A 19979-nucleotide genomic window follows, 5' to 3' on the forward strand; every position below is an offset into this window, starting at 1 on the left:
TCGTTGAAATTTTTGCGAAAAGTACAAAAAAAAACATTAGTATCGGAAAAAAAGGCTTAATTTTGCCGCGATTTACCTATACAAAAGCAATTATGTCAGAAAGAAAAGTAAGAGTTCGTTTTGCTCCCAGCCCCACAGGGGCATTGCACATTGGTGGTGTGCGTACTGCATTGTATAATTATCTTTTTGCCCGTCAACAGGGTGGTGATTTGATTTTCCGTATAGAAGATACGGACTCAAACCGCTTTGTACCAGGGGCTGAAGAATACATTTTGGAATCATTTGCCTGGCTGGGAATTCAATTTGACGAAGGGGTAAGCTTTGGAGGAAATCACGGTCCGTATCGTCAGTCGGAGCGTCGGGATATATACAAGAAGTATGTACAAATCTTGTTGGATAACGGCAAAGCGTACATTGCTTTCGATACACCCGAAGAACTCGAAGCTAAAAGAAATGAAGTGTCTAATTTCCAATATGACGCGTCTACACGTTTGTCAATGACAAATTCGCTGACTTTGTCGGCCGATCGCGTGCAGGAGCTCATTAGTGAAGGAAAACAATATGTTGTTCGTTTTAAGATTGAGCCGAACGAGGATGTATGTGTACACGATTTGATTCGTGGTGATGTGGTGATCAATTCTTCCATTCTTGATGATAAGGTGTTGTACAAATCAGCGGATGAATTGCCTACTTATCACTTGGCTAATATTGTGGACGATCATTTGATGGAAGTGTCTCACGTGATTCGTGGTGAGGAATGGTTGCCGTCGGCTCCGTTGCATGTATTGTTATACCGTGCCTTCGGATGGGAAGATACCATGCCGGAGTTTGCGCATTTGCCGCTGTTGCTTAAACCGGAAGGAAATGGAAAGTTGAGCAAAAGAGACGGTGATCGTCTGGGCTTTCCTGTGTTCCCGCTGGAATGGAAAGATCCTAAAACGGGTGATGTATCTTCGGGATATCGGGAAGCAGGCTATCTGCCCGAAGCTTTAATCAATTTCTTGGCTTTGTTGGGATGGAATCCTGGCAACGATCAGGAACTGATGTCGATGCAGGAGCTGGTTGAGTTGTTTGACCTCAACAGATGCAGCAAGGCGGGAGCTAAGTTCGATTATAAAAAGGGCATCTGGTTTAATCATCAATATATTCAGAAGAAGAGCAACGAGGATGTTGCTGCACTTTTCCTTCCTGTATTGAAAGCACACGGGGTTGAGGCTCCTTTTGAAAAAGTTGCAACGATTGTGGGAATGATGAAAGAACGTGTGAGTTTTGTCAGTGAACTGTGGGATGTGTGCGATTTCTTTTTTGTGGCTCCGACAGAATATGACGAGAAAACGGTCAAAAAGCGTTGGAAAGAGGATTCGGCTAAATGTATGCTCGAGCTGGCCGATGTGCTGGAAGCTATCGAGGATTTTAGCATCGAGGGACAGGAGAAGGTTGTTATGGACTGGATTGCTGCCAAAGGGTATCACACGGGAAACATTATGAATGCGTTCCGACTAACTTTAGTAGGAGAGGGCAAAGGCCCTCACATGTTTGATATATCTTGGGTTTTAGGCAAGGAAGAAACTCTTTCTCGTATGAAACGGGCTGTTGAAATTTTGAAATAAGATCTATGTTATATAATCTTGCAATTGGCATTTACGACCTGATTGTTCATATCATGGCTCCCTTTAGCCGGAAGCCTCGCAAAATGATGAAGGGACATTGGGTTGTTTATGAATTGCTTCGCCAACAAATAGAAAAGGATGCCCGTTATATCTGGTTTCATGCTGCTTCGTTAGGGGAGTTTGAGCAGGGACGGCCGCTAATTGAGAAAATCAGAGCAAAATATCCTGATTATAAGATATTGCTTACCTTTTTTTCGCCTTCGGGTTATGAGGTGCGTAAGAATTACAGGGGAGCGGATGTGGTTTGTTATCTGCCTTTTGATAAACCGCGTAACGTGAAGAAGTTCTTAGATATTTCAAATCCGGTAATGGCTTTTTTTATTAAGTATGAGTTCTGGAAGAATTATCTGGATGAACTCAATAAAAGAAGAATTCCGGTGTATAGTGTATCGTCTATTTTTCGTAAGGATCAGATTTTCTTTAAGTGGTATGGCGGTACTTACCGGAATGTGCTGAAGAATTTTGATTATTTGTTTGTGCAAAACGAAGCTTCTAGGCGTTTCTTGTCTAAGATCGGCATTAACAAGGTAACGGTCGTGGGTGATACTCGCTTTGACCGGGTTTTGCAGATTAGGGAGGAGGCAAAGGAATTGCCTTTGGTTGAGAAGTTCAAAGGTGATTCGTTTACTCTGGTTGCCGGTAGTTCGTGGGGACCCGATGAGGATTTGTTTTTGGAGTATTTCAATACGCATCCTGAAATGAAACTGATCATTGCACCGCACGTTATTGATGAAAATCATCTGGTGGAGATTATTTCAAAACTTAAACGTCCTTATGTAAGGTATACGAGAGCTGACGAACGGAATGTTCAGAAGGCCGACTGTTTGATCATTGATTGCTTTGGCTTATTGTCTTCTATATATAGGTATGGTGAAGTGGCTTACATTGGTGGTGGCTTTGGCGTTGGCATTCATAATACTCTGGAAGCTGCGGTTTATGGCATACCGGTTGTATTTGGACCGAAATACCATAAATTTATGGAGGCTAAGCAGTTGATAGAGGCGCAGGGGGCTTTTTCTATTAGTAACTATGAAGAGCTCGGTTCTTTATTTGATCGGTTTCTGACAGATGAACATTTTCACAGAGAAACCGGTTCTAATGCGGGTTTTTATGTAACAAACAATGCCGGAGCAACGGATAAGGTGTTGTCGATGATTAATTTCTAAAGATAGCTAAATACAGAATTAAATAGCCTCCAAGTTATGTGCTGAACTTGGAGGCTATTCTTTTTATTTGGCTGTGATCAGTTATTTGTACCAGTCCGAATACATTAAATAATTGTGGGCTATCTTTTCATTTAGCTCTTTGGATTGTTCGGGGTCGACTTTCTTAATGAATTTGGCGGGCACGCCTCCCCAAATGCTTCCCGGTTCAATTACGGTGTTGCTGAGTACCAAGGAGCCGGCCGCTACTATGGCTCCTTCGCCAACAACAACATGGTCGAGAACGGTTGATCCCATACCAATTAGTGCGTAATCTTTGATCTTGGCTCCATGTATGGTTACGTTGTGTCCTACCGATACATAGTTGCCAATTTCAATCGTTGATTTTTGGTACAAGGTATGCAGTACACTTCCATCTTGAATGTTTACGCCATTTCCTATGCTGATTGAATTTACATCTCCTCTGATAACGGTGCTAAACCAGAAACTGCAATCTTTTCCGGTTTTTACATCTCCTATAATCACAGCGTTATCGGCCAGAAAACAATTCTCTCCAAATTCAGGGGTAAACCCTCTTACTGATTTTATTATTGCCATATCTTTAATTTTAAATCTCGTGAGTTTTATCTTTTAACCACAATACTTCTTTTTCATCGAGGTAGGGTGATAGGGTGGAATATACGGTTTGATGGTATTGGTTGAGCCATATTATCTCTTCTCTTGTAAGTAGTTCTTTGATAATTCCTTGGGTGCATATTGGGCACAAGGTGAGGGTTTCAAATTTTAAATAGGTTCCAAAAAGACCTTCAGCGTCTTCAACTACTAGCATTAAGTTTTCCGTGCGAATGCCGTGACTGTCCTTTTTATATACTCCGGGTTCATTTGACAGAATCATTCCAGGAAGTAGAACGACCGGGTTTTCATTCATTCTGATGCTTTGCGGACCTTCGTGTACACTTAGGAAGTGTCCTACGCCATGCCCAGTTCCGTGCAAAAAGTTCATGTTGTTTTGCCACAAAGGCATTCTGGCAAGTACATCGAGTTGTGCTCCTCTTGTTCCTGAGGGGAACTTGGCCAATGACAGTGCAATATGTCCTTTGAGTACTAGGGTATAGTCTCTTTTTTCTTCGTCGGTGAGTTCTCCTAGAGCAATCGTTCGGGTTATATCTGTGGTTCCATCAAAATACTGTGCTCCCGAATCAAGTAATAGAAATCCTTTGGATTGCAATAATGTGTCGCTCTCCTGGGTAGCCGAGTAGTGCACAATGGCGGCATTTTCTTTGTACCCGGCTATCGTATCAAAACTTCTGTCTATAAACAATTCTTGGCTGGCTCTGTATTCGTATAGCTTCTGATCAATGCTGACCTCTGTCTCTTTGCCCGTTGGAACAGCTTGTTCCAGCCAATGAAGAAACTTAACTAGTGCAATGCCATCTTTAATCATGGCGTGGTGTATGCCTTTGATCTCTTCCGTATTGCGAACAGCTTTCAACAATGCAATTGGACTTTCTTTCTCATTGGTTTGGCACGATGATGGCAAATGAGAATAAAGATTGTAGTTGGTTTTTGAAGGATCAAATTGTAAATTGTCAGCCTGAAGGGTGTTCAGGAAGTTGTGAATGGAGTCGTAATCATGTATATGAATCTGGCTCTCTATTAAATAATCATCCACTTCTTTCGATCTTTTGGCCAGGTCAATGAAAAGGTGGCCGCTTTGTTGTGTGATGATAAGGTTGCAAATGAACACAGGTGTGTGTTTTACATCGCTTCCTCGTAAATTTAATGTCCAGCATATCTCATCCAATGCGCTGGTTAACAAAGCATCCACCTCATTTCTCCTAAGCTCTTCTCGTATGAGTAGAAGCTTCTCGGAACAGCTTTTACCTGCATATTTCGTGGGGTAAATATAGGCTTTGTTGGTTGGCGCGCCCGGACGATCCTTCCATATTTCTTTAAATGGATCGTGGTTGGTTTGAAGCTTAATACCATACTTGCTCAGGGCTGTTTGCATGGATCTGACTGCATTCACTGAAAACAAGGAACCATCTATGCCTGCTATTTCATTTGGTTGAAGTTCTCTGATAAGATACTCTGGTATAGTAGGTGTTGCAGGGAGCCCTTCTTTGTGCAATTCAATTCCGGAACCTTGGATCTGCTTTTCAGCTTGTATATAATACCTGGAGTCAGTCCATAAGCCTGCTTTATGGCTTGTTATTACAATGGTACCTGCAGATCCTGTAAAACCGGAAAGCCATTCGCGGCTTTTCCAATGAGGAGCTACATATTCACTTAAGTGAGGATCGCTGCTTGGGATAATAAATGCTGCCAGATTCAGACGTTTCATCTGTTCCCTAAGTCTGGCTATTTTTTCTATTGTAATCATACTGCGTAATACTGTATAATTTAGGTAATTACATGTTTTGCAAAGATAAGAATTTAATTAATCCCATATAATATATGGATTATAGACTGCCAATATTCTATCTATATACATAATATTCTGTTAGTTAGAAAGAAATATTTGCAGAAAGTTTTGTGAATAAGGAAAGTATGTGTAATTTTGCCCCGCAATTTAACAGCGAATTATAAACCATAACATTAATAATATTAAAATGATTGTAGTACCTGTAAAAGAAGGCGAAAACATTGAAAAAGCGCTGAAGAAATTTAAAAGAAAATTTGAGAAAACTGGAATAGTTAAAGAATTAAGAAGCAGACAGCAGTTTGATAAACCCTCTGTGGTTAAAAGACTTAAGAAAGAACATGCTGTTTACGTACAGAAACTTCAGCAGGTTGAAGATTAATATTTCAGGTTTCCTTTTGAATTATTGATTTTCTTTCTTATATTCGTTGCGTAATTATAGATGCAATGATATGGAATTGATTAATCTTTTTCTTGACTACCTCAGACTGGAAAAATGTTACTCTGATAAGACGATTCAAAGTTATCAATGTGATATTCTTCAGTTTGGAGTTTTTGTCGAGGAAAAGGGGACTTCTTTTAGTCCTTGTTTGGTTGATTCTTTGCTGATCAGGGAATGGATTGTTGTTCTGATGGACAAAGGATATTCTGCTGCCTCTGTGAAAAGGAAGCTGAGTTCTTTGAGATCTTTTTATAAGTATCTTCTTCGTCTGAAGAAAATAGATCGAAATCCTCTTAGTGGTTTGAACTCTCCCAAATTGGAGAAAAAACTACCGATGTTTCTGAAGCCAGTTGATGTGGACCGACTTTTAGATGAAGTGGATTTTGGTGACGGTTTTGCGCCTGTGAGAGATCGTTTGATTATTGAGGTGTTTTATTGCACCGGAATCAGAAGATCTGAATTGATAAATTTGAATCTGAGAGATGTTGATTTGGGTTTGTCTCTTCTTAAGGTGACCGGTAAGAGGAATAAGCAACGTCTTGTTCCTTTTGCGGGAGAACTGAAAAAAGACATAGAAGAGTATCTCTTAAAAAGAAGTCAGTTGGATGATTTACAAACTGATGCTTTCTTTGTAACTGTCGATGGAAAGCGTATGTATGCTACTTTGGTCTATAATATAGTTAAAAGAGCTCTTTCTAAAGTGGTTTGCATGAAGAAAAGAAGTCCCCATGTCTTGCGGCATACTTTTGCAACTTCGATGCTAAATAATGAAGCAGAACTTAATGTTGTTAAAGAATTGCTTGGACATGCAAGTCTGGCGGCGACTGAAGTTTACACGCATTCTACTTTTGAGGAACTAAAAAAGGTGTATAAACAGGCCCATCCGAGGTCATAAAAAAAGGAGGTTATTATGGAAGTAAGAATTCAATCAATTCATTTTGATGCTTCGGAACAATTGCAGTCATTTATTCAGAAGAAGGCGTTGAAATTGGAACGGTTTCATGATGATATAAAAGTAGTTGAAGTTCAACTAAAGGTTGTTAAGCCTGAATCCGCAGAAAACAAAGAAGCTGGAATTAAAATGATAGTTCCTAATGGCGAATTTTATGCAAGTAAAGTATGTGATTCTTTTGAACAATCTGTTGACGAAGCGCTTGAGGCTTTGGAGAAGCAATTGGTTAAGCACAAGGAAAAGCTTAGAAATAAATAAAAACTCCGCAAATGTTTTGCGATAAAGAAATAAATATCTAAATTTGCAGCCGTTTCGCTCGCAATAGAACGTAACGGTTGCTTTTTAGTGTATGCCTCTTTAGCTCAGTTGGCCAGAGCACGTGATTTGTAATCTCGGGGTCGTTGGTTCGAATCCGACAAGAGGCTCAAATGTAGGGCAAATACCAGAGTGGCCAAATGGGGCAGACTGTAAATCTGCTGGCTTACGCCTACGGTGGTTCGAATCCATCTTTGCCCACATTGCGATGAGTGTAATCTCTGGCAAGAATTGCGGAAGTAGCTCAGTTGATAGAGCATTAGCCTTCCAAGCTGAGGGTCGCGGGTTTGAGCCCCGTCTTCCGCTCTTATTTCTTGCTGTTATAGCTCAGTGGTAGAGCACTTCCTTGGTAAGGAAGAGGTCCCGGGTTCAAGTCCCGGTAACAGCTCAGTAAAATGTAAGTGCTGATTATTAATCAAATAAATAACAAGTAAAGCTATGGCTAAAGAGAAATTTGAACGTACCAAACCGCACGTTAACATTGGTACTATTGGTCACGTAGACCACGGTAAGACCACATTGACCGCTGCTATTACTACTGTATTAGCAAAAAAAGGTCTTTCAGAAGTTAAGTCTTTCGATCAGATCGATAACGCTCCTGAAGAAAAAGAAAGAGGTATTACTATTAATACTTCACATGTTGAGTATCAAACAGCTAACCGTCACTACGCTCACGTAGACTGTCCGGGTCACGCTGACTACGTTAAGAACATGGTTACTGGTGCTGCTCAGATGGACGGTGCTATCATTGTAGTTGCTGCTACTGATGGTCCTATGCCTCAGACTCGCGAACATATCCTTTTGGCTCGTCAGGTAAACGTTCCTAAATTGGTCGTTTTCATGAACAAATGTGATATGGTTGATGATGAAGAAATGTTGGAACTTGTTGAAATGGAAATGAGAGAATTGCTTTCTTTCTATAATTTCGATGGTGACAATACTCCTGTTGTCCGTGGTTCTGCACTTGGTGCATTGAATGGCGTTGAAAAATGGGAAGAGAAGGTTATGGAGTTGATGGATGCTGTTGACACATGGATCCCACTTCCTCCTCGTGATGTTGATAAACCATTCTTGATGCCTGTTGAGGATGTATTCTCAATCACAGGTCGTGGAACAGTTGCTACTGGTCGTATCGAAGCTGGTATCGTTAAAGTAGGAGACGAAATTCAGATTATCGGTTTGGGGTCAGAAAACAAAAAATCAGTTGTTACTGGTGTGGAAATGTTCCGTAAACTTCTTGATCAAGGTGAAGCTGGTGATAACGTTGGTCTTTTGCTTCGTGGCGTTGACAAAAACGAAATCAGACGTGGTATGGTAATGTGCCACCCGGGCAAAATTACTCCTCATACTTCTTTCAAAGCTGAGGTTTATATCTTGAAGAAAGAAGAAGGTGGTCGTCACACTCCATTCCATAACAAATATCGTCCTCAATTCTACTTGCGTACTATGGACTGTACTGGCGAAATCACTTTGCCAGAAGGAACTGAAATGGTAATGCCAGGTGATAACGTAACTATCACTGTAGAATTGATCTATCCAGTTGCTCTTAACATCGGTTTGCGTTTCGCTATCCGCGAAGGTGGACGTACAGTTGGTGCAGGTCAGATTACTGAAATTCTGTAATTAATATATGGATCAGTTCTTGAGCTAATAAGCTTGAGAACTGATTTTTATCCACGGGAGTAGCTCAGTTGGTAGAGCACCGGTCTCCAAAACCGGGTGTCGGGAGTTCGAGCCTCTCCTCCCGTGCTAATATTTTTGAAATGAAAAAAGTAGTTGCTTATATTAAAGAGTCTTACGACGAACTTGTTCATAAAGTATCGTGGCCGACGTATTCTGAATTAACTAGCAGTGCAGTAGTTGTTTTATATGCTTCCCTACTTATTGCATTGGTAGTTTTTGCGATGGACTCCTGTTTCCAGACTTTAATGGAAAAACTTATTTACCCACATTAAAAATTAGAATTAAATGTCTGAGATTGAAAAGAAATGGTACGTATTACGTGCCATAAGCGGAAAAGAAGCTAAGGTTAAAGAGTATCTTGAAGCTGATATTAAAAACAGCGACCTTGGTGAGTATGTGTCTCAGGTATTGATTCCTACTGAAAAAGTATATCAGGTTCGTAATGGAAAAAAAATAGTGAAAGAAAGAAGCTATTTGCCTGGTTATGTTTTAGTGGAGGCTGCTTTGGTTGGTGAGGTTTCTCATCACTTAAGAAATACTCCTAATGTGATCGGTTTTTTAGGAGGGTCGGAGAAACCTGTCCCTTTGAGACAATCAGAAGTGAATCGTATACTTGGTACAGTTGATGAACTACAAGATTCAAATGAGGAATTAAATATTCCTTATGTTGTAGGGGAAACTGTAAAAGTAACTTTTGGACCTTTTAGCGGATTTAGTGGTATCATTGAGGAAGTTAATAGTGAAAAGAAGAAACTTAAGGTCATGGTTAAGATCTTTGGACGTAAAACTCCATTGGAATTAGGCTTTATGCAAGTTGAAAAAGAATAGTACAGGTGTTACGCTGTATTTGTTCTTAATTAATAAATATATAAATTCAATAAAGAAATGGCTAAAGAAGTTGCTGGACTAATCAAATTACAGATTAAAGGAGGCGCGGCAAATCCATCTCCCCCTGTTGGACCTGCTTTGGGTTCTAAGGGTATTAACATAATGGAATTTTGCAAGCAATTCAACGCCAGAACCCAAGATAAAGCAGGTAAGATTTTACCTGTTATTATCACTTACTACGCAGACAAGTCTTTTGATTTTGTAATCAAAACTCCTCCTGTAGCAATTCAATTGCTTGAAGTTGCTAAAGTTAAGAGTGGTTCTGCTGAGCCTAATCGTAAAAAAGTTGCTGAATTAACTTGGGAACAGATTCGTACGATTGCTCAAGACAAAATGGTTGACTTGAATTGCTTTACCATTGAAGCGGCTATGAAGATGGTTGCTGGTACTGCTAGAAGTATGGGTATCGCAGTAAAAGGAGATTTCCCTAATAATAACTAATTAACTTCAATTCGAATGGGTAAACTTACAAAAAATCAAAAGTTGGCTGCAGAAAAAATTGAAGCAGGGAAAGCATATTCACTGAAAGAGGCTGCATCTTTGGTAAAAGAGATTACTTTTACTAAATTTGATGCATCTTTAGATATTGATGTGCGGTTAGGTGTTGATCCTCGCAAGGCAAACCAAATGGTGAGAGGTGTTGTTTCACTTCCTCATGGAACAGGTAAAGAAGTACGTGTTTTGGTATTGTGTACACCTGATGCTGAAGCTGCTGCAAAAGAAGCTGGTGCTGACTATGTTGGTCTTGATGAATATATTGAGAAGATCAAAGGAGGATGGACTGATATTGATGTTATCATTACTATGCCTTCTATTATGGGAAAAATTGGTGCTCTTGGTCGTGTTTTAGGACCTCGTGGCTTAATGCCAAATCCCAAAAGTGGTACTGTAACTATGGATGTTGCTAAAGCTGTTAAAGAAGTTAAGCAAGGTAAAATTGATTTTAAGGTTGATAAGAGCGGTATTGTTCATACTTCAATTGGAAAAGTTTCATTTGAAGTTGATAAGATCCGCGATAATGCCAAAGAATTTATTGCTACTTTAAATAAGCTTAAACCTACTGCAGCCAAAGGTACATATATTAAGAGTATTTATCTTTCAAGTACTATGAGTGCTGGAATTAAGATAGATCCGAAGTCAATTGAGGAAATCTAATTAATGGAGGAACAATGAGAAAGGAAGATAAAAATACAATTATTGAGCAGTTAACTGCTACTATTAGCGAGTATGGTCATTTCTATTTAGTTGATATGACTGCTATGAATGCTGCATCTACAAGTGCACTCAGAAGAGCTTGTTATAAAGCAGATATTAAGCTTGTTGTAGTAAAGAATACCTTGTTGCATAAAGCTCTTGAGTCTTTGGATTTGGATTATTCTCCATTGTACAACTCTTTGAAAGGTGCTACGTCTGTGATGTTTTGCAATACTGCAAACGCTCCGGCAAAACTTTTAAAAGAGGTTGCTAAAGATGGAATACCTGGATTAAAGGCTGCTTATGCTGAAGAAGGTTTCTATATCGGTGCAGATCAATTAGATGCATTGATTAGTATCAAGAGCAAGAATGAAGTTATTGCAGACGTTATTGCTTTGTTGCAATCACCTGCGAAAAGCGTTATTTCCGCTCTTCAATCTGGTGGAAACACCATTCACGGGGTACTCAAAACTCTTGGTGATAGATAATTCATAACAAAATCGTATTTAAACATTAAAATCATACAAAAATGGCAGATTTGAAAGCTTTTGCAGAACAATTAGTTAACTTGACAGTAAAGGAAGTTAATGAACTTGCAACTATCCTTAAAGAAGAATATGGTATTGAACCAGCTGCTGCAGCTGTTGCAGTTGCTGCTGGCCCAGCTGCTGCTGGTCCTGCCGTAGAAGAAAAGACTTCTTTTGACGTAGTATTAAAGAGCGCTGGTGCAGCTAAACTTCAAGTAGTTAAAGCTGTTAAAGAAACTTGTGGACTTGGTTTGAAAGAAGCTAAGGATATGGTTGACGGAGCTCCTAGCGTAGTTAAAGAGGGTTTGGCTAAAGACGAAGCAGAATCATTGAAGAAAGCATTGGAAGAAGCTGGAGCTGAGGTTGAACTTAAATAACATTTGCCTGTTTATCAGGTAGTTCGGTTAAGAATCCTTTACAAGAGGATTCTTAACCTTTTTGTGTATATATTTAAAATTAAGTTCTACAAATTCATTGACAGATGTCTTCAAATACAGTAAATCAACGAGTTAATTTTGCTTCCATAAAGAATCCTTTAGAATATCCGGATTTCTTAGAGGTGCAATTGAAGTCATTCAAAGACTTTTTACAGTTAGATACTCCTCCCGAAAAACGTAAGAATGAGGGATTATATAAGGTGTTTGCTGAGAATTTCCCTATAGCTGACACAAGGAATAACTTTGTTCTTGAGTTCTTGGATTACTATATTGATCCGCCGCGTTATACAATTGATGATTGTATAGAGCGAGGGCTTACATATAGCGTGCCATTAAAAGCTAAGCTTAAATTATACTGTACAGATCCTGATCATGAGGATTTTGATACTGTTATTCAAGATGTGTTTTTAGGTCCAATACCTTACATGACTGATAAAGCTACATTTGTTATAAATGGAGCTGAGCGTGTTGTTGTCTCTCAATTGCATAGATCTCCTGGAGTGTTTTTCGGTCAAAGTGTGCATGCAAATGGTACCAAGCTATATTCAGCACGTATCATTCCTTTTAAAGGATCATGGATTGAATTCGCAACTGACATTAATAATGTTATGTATGCTTATATCGATCGTAAGAAGAAGCTTCCAGTTACGACTCTTTTACGTGCTATAGGATTTGAAAATGATAAAGATATTCTAGAAATCTTTAATCTTGCTGAAGATGTAAAGGTTAATAAGTCTAACTTAAAGAAAGTCATTGGACGAAAGTTGGCCGCTAGGGTGTTGAAGACTTGGATTGAAGATTTTGTAGATGAGGACACCGGTGAGGTAGTTTCTATTGAGCGTAACGAAGTTATCATTGATCGCGAAACGATTTTGTCAGCTGAACATGTAGACGAAATTATAGAATCAGGCGTGCAGAATATCCTTTTACATAAGGATGAGCCCAATCAATCTGATTATTCTATTATATATAATACACTCCAAAAAGATCCTAGTAACTCTGAGAAAGAGGCTGTTTTGTATATCTATCGGCAGTTGCGTAATGCAGATCCAGCTGATGATGCAAGTGCTAGAGAAGTTATTAATAATTTATTCTTCTCAGAAAAAAGATATGATCTTGGCGATGTTGGAAGATATAGGATCAACAAAAAGTTGAATCTTTCAACTGCTATGGACGTCAAAGTGTTGACGAAAGAAGATATTATTGAAATAATAAAATATCTGATAGAATTGATTAACTCTAAGGCTGATGTTGATGACATTGACCATTTGAGTAATCGCCGTGTAAGGACTGTTGGGGAGCAGTTGTCTAATCAATTTGCTGTAGGTCTTGCGAGAATGTCTAGAACTATTCGTGAACGTATGAATGTTAGAGATAATGAGGTGTTTACGCCTATAGATCTAATTAATGCGAAGACGATTTCTTCTGTTATAAATTCGTTTTTCGGGACAAATGCTTTGTCTCAATTTATGGACCAAACGAATCCTCTTGCTGAAATTACTCATAAGAGACGTATGTCAGCTTTAGGCCCTGGTGGTTTGTCTAGAGAGAGGGCCGGATTTGAGGTTCGTGACGTGCATTATACCCATTATGGTCGTCTCTGCCCTATCGAGACTCCTGAAGGCCCGAATATTGGTTTGATATCATCTTTGTGTGTTTACGCAAAGATCAACGAACTTGGTTTTATTGAAACACCGTATCGTAAAGTCAAGGATAGTAAGGTAGATATCTCACCTGAAGGAATTATTTATCTAACTGCTGAAGAAGAGGAAGCCAAAATTATTGCTCAAGGAAATGCTCCACTAAACGATGAAGGTGCTTTTATTCGTAATAGAGTCAAATCAAGACAAGATGCTGATTATCCTGTTGTTGATCCTTCTGAAGTAGAACTAATGGATGTTGCACCACAACAAATAGCATCAATTGCTGCATCTCTAATTCCTTTCTTGGAACATGATGATGCTAACCGAGCTTTGATGGGCTCTAATATGATGCGACAGGCTGTTCCGCTTCTTAAAAGTGAAGCGCCTATTGTGGGTACTGGTATTGAAAAGCAATTAGTTAAGGATTCGAGAACTCAAATAGCTGCTGAAGGTGATGGTATGGTTGAATTTGTTGATGCTACAACAATAAGTATATTATATGATAGAACACCCGAGGCGGAATTTGTAAGTTTTGAGCCAGCTCTGAAGGAATACAAAATTCCTAAATTTAGGAAAACTAACCAGAACATGACTATAGACCTTAGACCTATTTGTGAGAAAGGTCAAAGAGTAACTAAAGGTCAAATCCTAACGGAAGGATATTCTACAGAAAAGGGAGAATTAGCTCTTGGAAAGAATCTATTAGTGGCCTATATGCCTTGGAAAGGATACAACTACGAGGATGCTATTGTTCTAAACGAACGTGTTGTGCGTGAAGACCTTTTGACTTCTGTCCATGTAGAGGAATATTCTCTTGAAGTAAGGGAAACGAAAAGAGGTATGGAAGAATTAACTTCTGATATACCTAATGTTAGTGAGGAAGCAACTAAAGACCTAGATGAAAATGGTATAGTTCGTGTTGGTGCAAATATACAACCTGGTGATATTCTTATCGGTAAAATTACTCCTAAAGGAGAATCAGATCCTTCGCCTGAGGAAAAACTGTTACGTGCCATTTTTGGTGATAAGGCTGGTGATGTTAAAGATGCATCGCTGAAAGCTTCTCCTTCTTTGAAGGGAGTTGTTATTGATAAGAAATTATTCTCACGCGTAATTAAGAGTAGAAGCTCTAAACTTGCTGATAAAGCTCTATTACCCAAAATAGATGATGAGTTTGAATCAAAGGTGGCAAATCTTAAGACTATATTGGTAAAGAAACTATCAACTCTGACAGAAGGTAAAGTGTCACTTGGTGTTAAGGATTATTTGGGAGCTGAAGTTATTGCTAAAGGTTCTAAGTTTAGTCCTATTGATTTCGAAACACTAGACTTTAATTCGATCCAATTAAGCAACTGGACTTCGGATTTGCATACAAATGAATTAATTAGAGATTTAGTTCTAAATTATTTGAAAAAATATAAAGAATTAGATGCTGATTTAAAACGTAAGAAATTTAGTATAACAATTGGTGATGAATTACCAGCTGGTATAATTCAGATGGCTAAAGTATATGTTGCTAAAAAGCGCAAAATTGGTGTTGGTGATAAGATGGCTGGTCGTCACGGGAATAAAGGTATTGTCTCTCGTGTAGTTCGCCAAGAAGATATGCCATTCTTATCAGATGGTACTCCTGTAGATATTGTGCTTAATCCGCTTGGTGTGCCTTCGCGTATGAACTTAGGACAGATTTTTGAAGCTGTCTTAGGCTCTGCAGGTAAAAAACTAGGTATTAAATTTGCTACTCCTATTTTTGATGGTGCTTCTCTAGAAGATATAACACAGTGGACAGATAAAGCCGGTTTACCTCGTTTTGGTAAAACATATCTTTGTGATGGAGGTACTGGAGAGATGTTTGATCAGCCTGCTACAGTTGGTGTGACTTACATGTTGAAGTTAGGACACATGGTAGAAGATAAAATGCATGCTCGTTCTATTGGTCCTTATTCTCTAATTACTCAGCAGCCTCTCGGTGGTAAAGCACAATTTGGTGGTCAACGTTTTGGAGAAATGGAAGTGTGGGCTCTTGAAGCATTTGGTGCATCTCATATTTTACAGGAAATTCTAACGATTAAATCGGATGATGTTGTTGGCCGTTCTAAAGCGTACGAAGCTATTGTAAAAGGCGAACCAATGCCTCAGCCTGGGATACCAGAGTCTTTAAATGTGTTGTTGCATGAATTAAGGGGTCTAGGGTTAAGTATTAATTTAGAATAGTGAATCTTTAGCACATTTTAAAATAAATGTTATATGGCTTTTAGAAAAGAAAATAAGATAAAGAGTAATTTCTCGAAGATTTCAATTGGTTTGGCTTCCCCTGAAGAAATTCTTGAAAATTCGAGTGGTGAGGTTTTAAAACCTGAAACTATAAATTACCGTACATATAAGCCTGAACGCGATGGACTGTTCTGCGAAAGAATCTTTGGACCAATCAAAGATTACGAGTGTCATTGCGGAAAATATAAGCGTATTCGTTACAAAGGTATCGTTTGTGATCGTTGTGGCGTTGAAGTTACGGAAAAGAAAGTAAGACGTGAACGAATGGGACACATACAATTGGTCGTGCCCGTTGCTCATATATGGTATTTCCGTTCTTTACCTAATAAAATAGGTTATTTGTTAGGCTTGCCAACCAAAAAACTTGATTCAATAATTTATTATGAAAGATACGTAGTTATACAGCCTGGTGTGAAATCAGAAGACGGTATTGCTGCATATGATTTGCTTTCAGAAGAAGAATATTTGGATATTCTAGACACTCTTCCTAAAGAAAATCAGTATTTGGAAGATAATGATCCGAATAAGTTTATTGCTAAGATGGGTGCGGATGCTATCTATGACTTACTTTCTCGTCTTGACTTAGATGCTTTATCATATGAGTTGAGACATCGCGCGGGGAATGACGCCTCTCAGCAACGTAAGAATGAAGCATTAAAACGTTTACAAGTTGTTGAATCATTCCGTATTTCAAGAGGGCGTAATAAACCTGAATGGATGGTTGTGAGGATTGTTCCTGTTATTCCTCCTGAATTACGTCCATTAGTTCCTCTTGATGGGGGAAGGTTTGCTACTTCTGACTTGAATGATCTTTATAGAAGAGTTATAATTAGAAATAATCGTCTTAAGAGACTTATTGAGATAAAGGCTCCTGAAGTAATTTTGCGTAATGAAAAACGTATGTTACAAGAATCAGTTGATTCCTTATTTGATAATTCTCGCAAATCAAGTGCCGTAAAGACGGATGCAAATAGACCATTAAAATCTTTGTCAGATAGCCTTAAGGGTAAACAAGGGCGTTTTCGTCAGAACTTGCTTGGTAAGCGTGTTGATTATTCTGCCCGTTCTGTTATTGTAGTGGGACCAGAATTAAAAATGCACGAGTGTGGAATCCCTAAATTAATGGCAGCAGAACTTTATAAACCTTTTGTTATTAGAAAGCTAATAGAAAGAGGTATTGTTAAAACAGTAAAGTCTGCGAAGAAAATTGTTGATCGCAAAGAACCTGTTATTTGGGATATTTTGGAACATGTTATGAAAGGACATCCAGTGCTGTTAAACCGTGCACCAACTTTGCATAGACTGGGTATTCAGGCATTTCAACCTAAGATGATTGAAGGCAAAGCAATTCAGTTGCATCCGCTCGCTTGTACTGCTTTTAATGCAGACTTTGATGGTGACCAGATGGCTGTTCATTTACCTTTAAGTAATGAAGCCATATTGGAAGCGCAGATGTTGATGCTTGCTTCACATAATATCTTAAATCCCGCCAATGGAGCTCCAATTACTGTTCCTTCTCAAGACATGGTTCTTGGATTATACTATATCACTAAACTTCGTAAAGGGGCAAAAGGTGAAGGACTCATCTTTTATGGACCTGAAGAGGCGATGATTGCTTACAATGAAGGGAAAGTCGATATTCATTCTCCAATCAAAGTTATTGTAAAGGACTTAGACGAGAATGGCAACATTGTGGATGTTTTGCGTGAAACGTCTGTTGGACGTGTTATTGTTAATGAAATTGTACCTGCAGAGGTTGGTTATATCAATACCATTATTTCTAAAAAATCCTTAAGAGAAATCATTGGTGATGTTATAAAAAAATGCGGAGTTGCAAAAACTGCAGATTTTCTAGATGGTATAAAAGATTTAGGGTATCGAATGGCATTTAAGGGTGGCCTTTCATTTAACTTAGATGATATTATTATTCCTGAGGAAAAGGAAACACTTGTACAAAGAGGGTATGATGAAGTTGAGCAAGTAATTAGTAACTATAATATGGGGTTCATTACAAATAACGAACGTTATAATCAGGTTATTGATATATGGACACACGTGAACTCTGAACTTTCAAATATACTAATGAAAACGATCTCATCTGATGATCAAGGTTTTAATTCAGTGTATATGATGCTTGATTCTGGTGCTCGTGGATCAAAAGAGCAGATTAGACAGCTTTCTGGTATGCGTGGTCTTATGGCTAAGCCTCAGAAAGCAGGTGCCGAGGGCGGACAGATTATTGAAAATCCTATCTTGTCAAACTTTAAAGAGGGATTATCTGTATTGGAGTATTTTATTTCTACTCACGGTGCCCGTAAAGGTCTTGCTGATACAGCTCTCAAAACAGCGGATGCAGGGTATCTAACTCGTCGTTTAGTTGACGTTTCGCACGATGTTATTATTAATGAAGAAGACTGTGGCACACTTCGTGGTCTTGTATGCATGGACTTGAAGAATAATGATGATATTATTGCTACTTTGTATGAACGTATTTTAGGAAGAGTATCTGTACATGATATTATTCATCCTACTACTGGAGAGTTGTTAGTTGCTGGTGGAGAAGAAATTACAGAAGATATCGCGAAAAAAATTCAAGAATCTCCAATAGAGAGTGTCGAAATACGTTCGGTATTAACTTGTGAATCTAAAAAGGGAGTTTGCGCCAAATGTTACGGAAGAAATTTAGCGGCTAACCGTATGGTTCAGAAAGGTGAGGCGGTTGGTGTTATTGCCGCACAATCAATTGGTGAGCCGGGTACACAGTTAACATTGAGAACTTTCCACGCTGGAGGAACTGCAGCTAATATAGCTGCAAATGCAAGTATAGTGGCTAAGAATGATTCGCGCCTAGAGTTTGAAGAACTTAGAACGGTTGATGTTGTTGATGAGAGTGGTGAGGCTGCTAAAGTCGTTGTTGGACGTTTAGCTGAGGTTCGCTTCATAGATGTAAATACGAATATTGTTTTATCAACTCATAATGTTCCTTATGGTTCAAAACTTTACGCCGCAGACGGTGATATAGTAAATAAAGGTAAGGTTATTGCTAAATGGGATCCTTTTAATGCTGTTATCATTACTGAAGCTACAGGTAGAATTGATTTTGAAGGGGTGATTGAGAATATTACTTATAAAGTTGAATCAGACGAAGCAACTGGTCTTAGAGAAATAATCATAATTGAATCTAAAGATAAAACTAAAGTCCCATCTGCTCATGTAATATCTGAGAGTGGTGATTTGATTAGAACATATAATCTTCCTGTGGGTGGACACGTTGTTATTGAAAATGGACAAAAGGTCAAGGCAGGTGAGGTAATAGTTAAGATCCCTCGCGCTGTAGGTAAGGCTGGTGATATTACTGGAGGATTGCCCCGTGTAACAGAGCTCTTTGAAGCCCGTAATCCATCAAATCCGGCAGTGGTCTCAGAAATTGACGGAGAGATTAGTATGGGGAAAATTAAAAGAGGAAATCGTGAAATTATTGTCACCTCAAAAACTGGAGAGGTTAAGAAATATTTAGTTGCTCTTTCTAAACAAATTCTAGTTCAGGAAAATGATTATGTTCGGGCAGGAACTCCATTATCTGATGGTGCCACAACTCCATCTGATATTTTGGCTATTAAGGGCCCTACTGCAGTTCAAGAATACATAGTTAACGAGGTTCAGGATGTATACAGGCTTCAGGGTGTGAAAATTAACGACAAGCATTTTGAGATAATTGTGCGTCAGATGATGCGAAAAGTACAGATTGATGAATCTGGTGATACTCGCTTCTTGGAACAACAAGTGGTTGATAAGCTTGACTTTATGGAAGAAAACGACCGAATTTGGGGTAAAAAGGTTGTAGTTGAATCTGGTGATTCTCAAACTTTACAAGCTGGACAAATTGTTACTGCACGTAAGTTGAGAGATGAAAACAGTATGTTAAAACGTCGTGACTTGAAACTTGTCGAAGTTCGTGATGCTATACCAGCAACATCTACCCAAATATTACAAGGTATCACTCGTGCTGCTTTACAAACATCTAGCTTTATGTCGGCAGCATCATTCCAAGAGACAACTAAAGTCTTAAATGAAGCTGCGATAAATGGTAAAGTTGATCGTTTAGAGGGTATGAAAGAAAATGTAATATGTGGTCATTTAATTCCTGCAGGAACTGGGCAACGTGAATTTGAAAAAATCATTGTTGGCTCTAAAGAGGAATACGATAGGGCTTTGGCTAATAAGAGGACGGTAATTGATTATACGGAATCATAGTTCCTTTCATGGAATGATCGCCTGTTAAATATTATTATGAACACCTGAGTTGATATCTAATATTATATATTAATATCATCTTGGGTGTTCTTGTATTTTTTATCATTTTAATGGT

16 protein-coding genes and 5 tRNA genes are annotated in these 19979 nt (G+C 38.7%); 19 read left to right on the plus strand and 2 right to left on the minus strand.

Translation table 11 applies throughout. The features are described 5' to 3' along the window. Positions 1-92 precede the first annotated feature (92 nt). Together gltX and ACKPCE_RS05330 are read left to right on the plus strand one after the other, a co-directional pair. Positions 93-1610, plus strand: coding sequence for a glutamate--tRNA ligase (gene gltX, locus ACKPCE_RS05325; RefSeq protein ID WP_319504452.1), 1518 nt, complete (start codon positions 93-95; stop codon positions 1608-1610). A gap of 5 nt (positions 1611-1615) precedes the next feature. Continuing rightward, positions 1616-2836, plus strand: a complete 1221-nt coding sequence (locus ACKPCE_RS05330; RefSeq protein WP_276966462.1) for a 3-deoxy-D-manno-octulosonic acid transferase — start codon at positions 1616-1618, stop codon at positions 2834-2836. An 81-nt stretch (positions 2837-2917) separates the two neighbouring features. Here ACKPCE_RS05330 and ACKPCE_RS05335 read toward each other — a convergent pair whose 3' ends face one another. Both ACKPCE_RS05335 and ACKPCE_RS05340 read right to left on the minus strand, forming a co-directional pair. Beyond that, a complete protein-coding gene (locus ACKPCE_RS05335) occupies positions 2918-3430 on the minus strand; it encodes a gamma carbonic anhydrase family protein (RefSeq protein ID WP_277639488.1) in 513 nt (170 codons plus the stop codon). A gap of 10 nt (positions 3431-3440) precedes the next feature. Further along, on the minus strand, positions 3441-5216 hold the full coding sequence (locus tag ACKPCE_RS05340) for an aminopeptidase P family protein (protein WP_319504453.1): 1776 nt from the start codon (positions 5214-5216) through the stop codon (positions 3441-3443). A gap of 229 nt (positions 5217-5445) precedes the next feature. On the opposite strand from ACKPCE_RS05340, the gene rpsU reads away from it, so the two are divergent. The 17 genes from rpsU to rpoC all read left to right on the plus strand — a co-directional run bounded on the left by rpsU (position 5446) and on the right by rpoC (position 19864). Beyond that, positions 5446-5637: a 30S ribosomal protein S21 gene (rpsU, locus tag ACKPCE_RS05345; protein WP_024996914.1), complete on the plus strand. Its 192-nt coding sequence runs from the start codon at positions 5446-5448 to the stop codon at positions 5635-5637. Between the two features lie 70 nt (positions 5638-5707). Continuing rightward, positions 5708-6592, plus strand: coding sequence for a tyrosine-type recombinase/integrase (locus tag ACKPCE_RS05350; RefSeq protein ID WP_319504454.1), 885 nt, complete (start codon positions 5708-5710; stop codon positions 6590-6592). Between the two features lie 15 nt (positions 6593-6607). Continuing rightward, complete coding sequence (gene hpf / locus ACKPCE_RS05355) at positions 6608-6907, plus strand: ribosome hibernation-promoting factor, HPF/YfiA family (RefSeq protein WP_276966473.1); 300 nt, start codon at positions 6608-6610, stop codon at positions 6905-6907. A gap of 93 nt (positions 6908-7000) precedes the next feature. Continuing rightward, a tRNA-Thr gene (locus ACKPCE_RS05360) sits at positions 7001-7074 on the plus strand. A gap of 8 nt (positions 7075-7082) precedes the next feature. Beyond that, positions 7083-7165 (plus strand) — tRNA-Tyr (locus tag ACKPCE_RS05365). A 32-nt stretch (positions 7166-7197) separates the two neighbouring features. After that, positions 7198-7270: transfer RNA gene (locus tag ACKPCE_RS05370), tRNA-Gly, on the plus strand. Between the two features lie 10 nt (positions 7271-7280). After that, a tRNA-Thr gene (locus ACKPCE_RS05375) sits at positions 7281-7352 on the plus strand. Between the two features lie 50 nt (positions 7353-7402). Further along, entirely contained in the window at positions 7403-8587 is a 1185-nt protein-coding gene (gene tuf, locus ACKPCE_RS05380; RefSeq protein WP_319504455.1) for an elongation factor Tu, read from the plus strand. 53 nt (positions 8588-8640) lie between these two features. Continuing rightward, positions 8641-8713 (plus strand) — tRNA-Trp (locus ACKPCE_RS05385). A gap of 14 nt (positions 8714-8727) precedes the next feature. Then, on the plus strand, positions 8728-8919 hold the full coding sequence (gene secE / locus ACKPCE_RS05390; protein WP_024996912.1) for a preprotein translocase subunit SecE: 192 nt from the start codon (positions 8728-8730) through the stop codon (positions 8917-8919). Between the two features lie 13 nt (positions 8920-8932). After that, complete coding sequence (gene nusG, locus ACKPCE_RS05395; protein WP_024996911.1) at positions 8933-9475, plus strand: transcription termination/antitermination protein NusG; 543 nt, start codon at positions 8933-8935, stop codon at positions 9473-9475. 57 nt (positions 9476-9532) lie between these two features. Beyond that, positions 9533-9976, plus strand: coding sequence for a 50S ribosomal protein L11 (gene rplK / locus ACKPCE_RS05400; protein ID WP_024996910.1), 444 nt, complete (start codon positions 9533-9535; stop codon positions 9974-9976). Positions 9977-9991: 15 nt separating this feature from the next. Continuing rightward, complete coding sequence (gene rplA / locus ACKPCE_RS05405; RefSeq protein ID WP_024996909.1) at positions 9992-10690, plus strand: 50S ribosomal protein L1; 699 nt, start codon at positions 9992-9994, stop codon at positions 10688-10690. A 14-nt stretch (positions 10691-10704) separates the two neighbouring features. Next, positions 10705-11217 carry a 50S ribosomal protein L10 gene (gene rplJ, locus ACKPCE_RS05410; protein WP_024996908.1) on the plus strand — a complete coding sequence of 171 codons (513 nt, stop codon included), beginning with the start codon at positions 10705-10707 and terminating at the stop codon, positions 11215-11217. A gap of 41 nt (positions 11218-11258) precedes the next feature. Continuing rightward, positions 11259-11633 (plus strand): 50S ribosomal protein L7/L12, encoded by a 375-nt coding sequence (rplL, locus tag ACKPCE_RS05415; RefSeq protein ID WP_024996907.1) that lies wholly within the window; start codon positions 11259-11261, stop codon positions 11631-11633. 104 nt (positions 11634-11737) lie between these two features. Beyond that, positions 11738-15550, plus strand: a complete 3813-nt coding sequence (gene rpoB, locus ACKPCE_RS05420; RefSeq protein WP_027318091.1) for a DNA-directed RNA polymerase subunit beta — start codon at positions 11738-11740, stop codon at positions 15548-15550. A 33-nt stretch (positions 15551-15583) separates the two neighbouring features. Beyond that, positions 15584-19864 (plus strand): DNA-directed RNA polymerase subunit beta', encoded by a 4281-nt coding sequence (gene rpoC, locus ACKPCE_RS05425; protein WP_319504456.1) that lies wholly within the window; start codon positions 15584-15586, stop codon positions 19862-19864. Positions 19865-19979: the final 115 nt, after the last annotated feature.

Origin of the sequence: Bacteroides graminisolvens (genome assembly GCF_963666085.1) — a bacterium.
GTDB classification, from domain to species: Bacteria; Bacteroidota; Bacteroidia; order Bacteroidales; family Bacteroidaceae; genus Bacteroides; species Bacteroides graminisolvens.

What these genes read in the sequence shown, in the direction of transcription:
- gltX (WP_319504452.1), top strand. Translation starts at nt 93, where the DNA reads ATGTCAGAAAGAAAAGTAAGAGTTCGTTTTGCTCCCAGCCCCACAGGG.
- ACKPCE_RS05330 (WP_276966462.1), top strand. Translation starts at nt 1,616, where the DNA reads ATGTTATATAATCTTGCAATTGGCATTTACGACCTGATTGTTCATATC.
- ACKPCE_RS05335 (WP_277639488.1), bottom strand. Translation starts at nt 3,430, where the DNA reads ATGGCAATAATAAAATCAGTAAGAGGGTTTACCCCTGAATTTGGAGAG.
- ACKPCE_RS05340 (WP_319504453.1), bottom strand. Translation starts at nt 5,216, where the DNA reads ATGATTACAATAGAAAAAATAGCCAGACTTAGGGAACAGATGAAACGT.
- rpsU (WP_024996914.1), top strand. Translation starts at nt 5,446, where the DNA reads ATGATTGTAGTACCTGTAAAAGAAGGCGAAAACATTGAAAAAGCGCTG.
- ACKPCE_RS05350 (WP_319504454.1), top strand. Translation starts at nt 5,708, where the DNA reads ATGGAATTGATTAATCTTTTTCTTGACTACCTCAGACTGGAAAAATGT.
- hpf (WP_276966473.1), top strand. Translation starts at nt 6,608, where the DNA reads ATGGAAGTAAGAATTCAATCAATTCATTTTGATGCTTCGGAACAATTG.
- tuf (WP_319504455.1), top strand. Translation starts at nt 7,403, where the DNA reads ATGGCTAAAGAGAAATTTGAACGTACCAAACCGCACGTTAACATTGGT.
- secE (WP_024996912.1), top strand. Translation starts at nt 8,728, where the DNA reads ATGAAAAAAGTAGTTGCTTATATTAAAGAGTCTTACGACGAACTTGTT.
- nusG (WP_024996911.1), top strand. Translation starts at nt 8,933, where the DNA reads ATGTCTGAGATTGAAAAGAAATGGTACGTATTACGTGCCATAAGCGGA.
- rplK (WP_024996910.1), top strand. Translation starts at nt 9,533, where the DNA reads ATGGCTAAAGAAGTTGCTGGACTAATCAAATTACAGATTAAAGGAGGC.
- rplA (WP_024996909.1), top strand. Translation starts at nt 9,992, where the DNA reads ATGGGTAAACTTACAAAAAATCAAAAGTTGGCTGCAGAAAAAATTGAA.
- rplJ (WP_024996908.1), top strand. Translation starts at nt 10,705, where the DNA reads ATGAGAAAGGAAGATAAAAATACAATTATTGAGCAGTTAACTGCTACT.
- rplL (WP_024996907.1), top strand. Translation starts at nt 11,259, where the DNA reads ATGGCAGATTTGAAAGCTTTTGCAGAACAATTAGTTAACTTGACAGTA.
- rpoB (WP_027318091.1), top strand. Translation starts at nt 11,738, where the DNA reads ATGTCTTCAAATACAGTAAATCAACGAGTTAATTTTGCTTCCATAAAG.
- rpoC (WP_319504456.1), top strand. Translation starts at nt 15,584, where the DNA reads ATGGCTTTTAGAAAAGAAAATAAGATAAAGAGTAATTTCTCGAAGATT.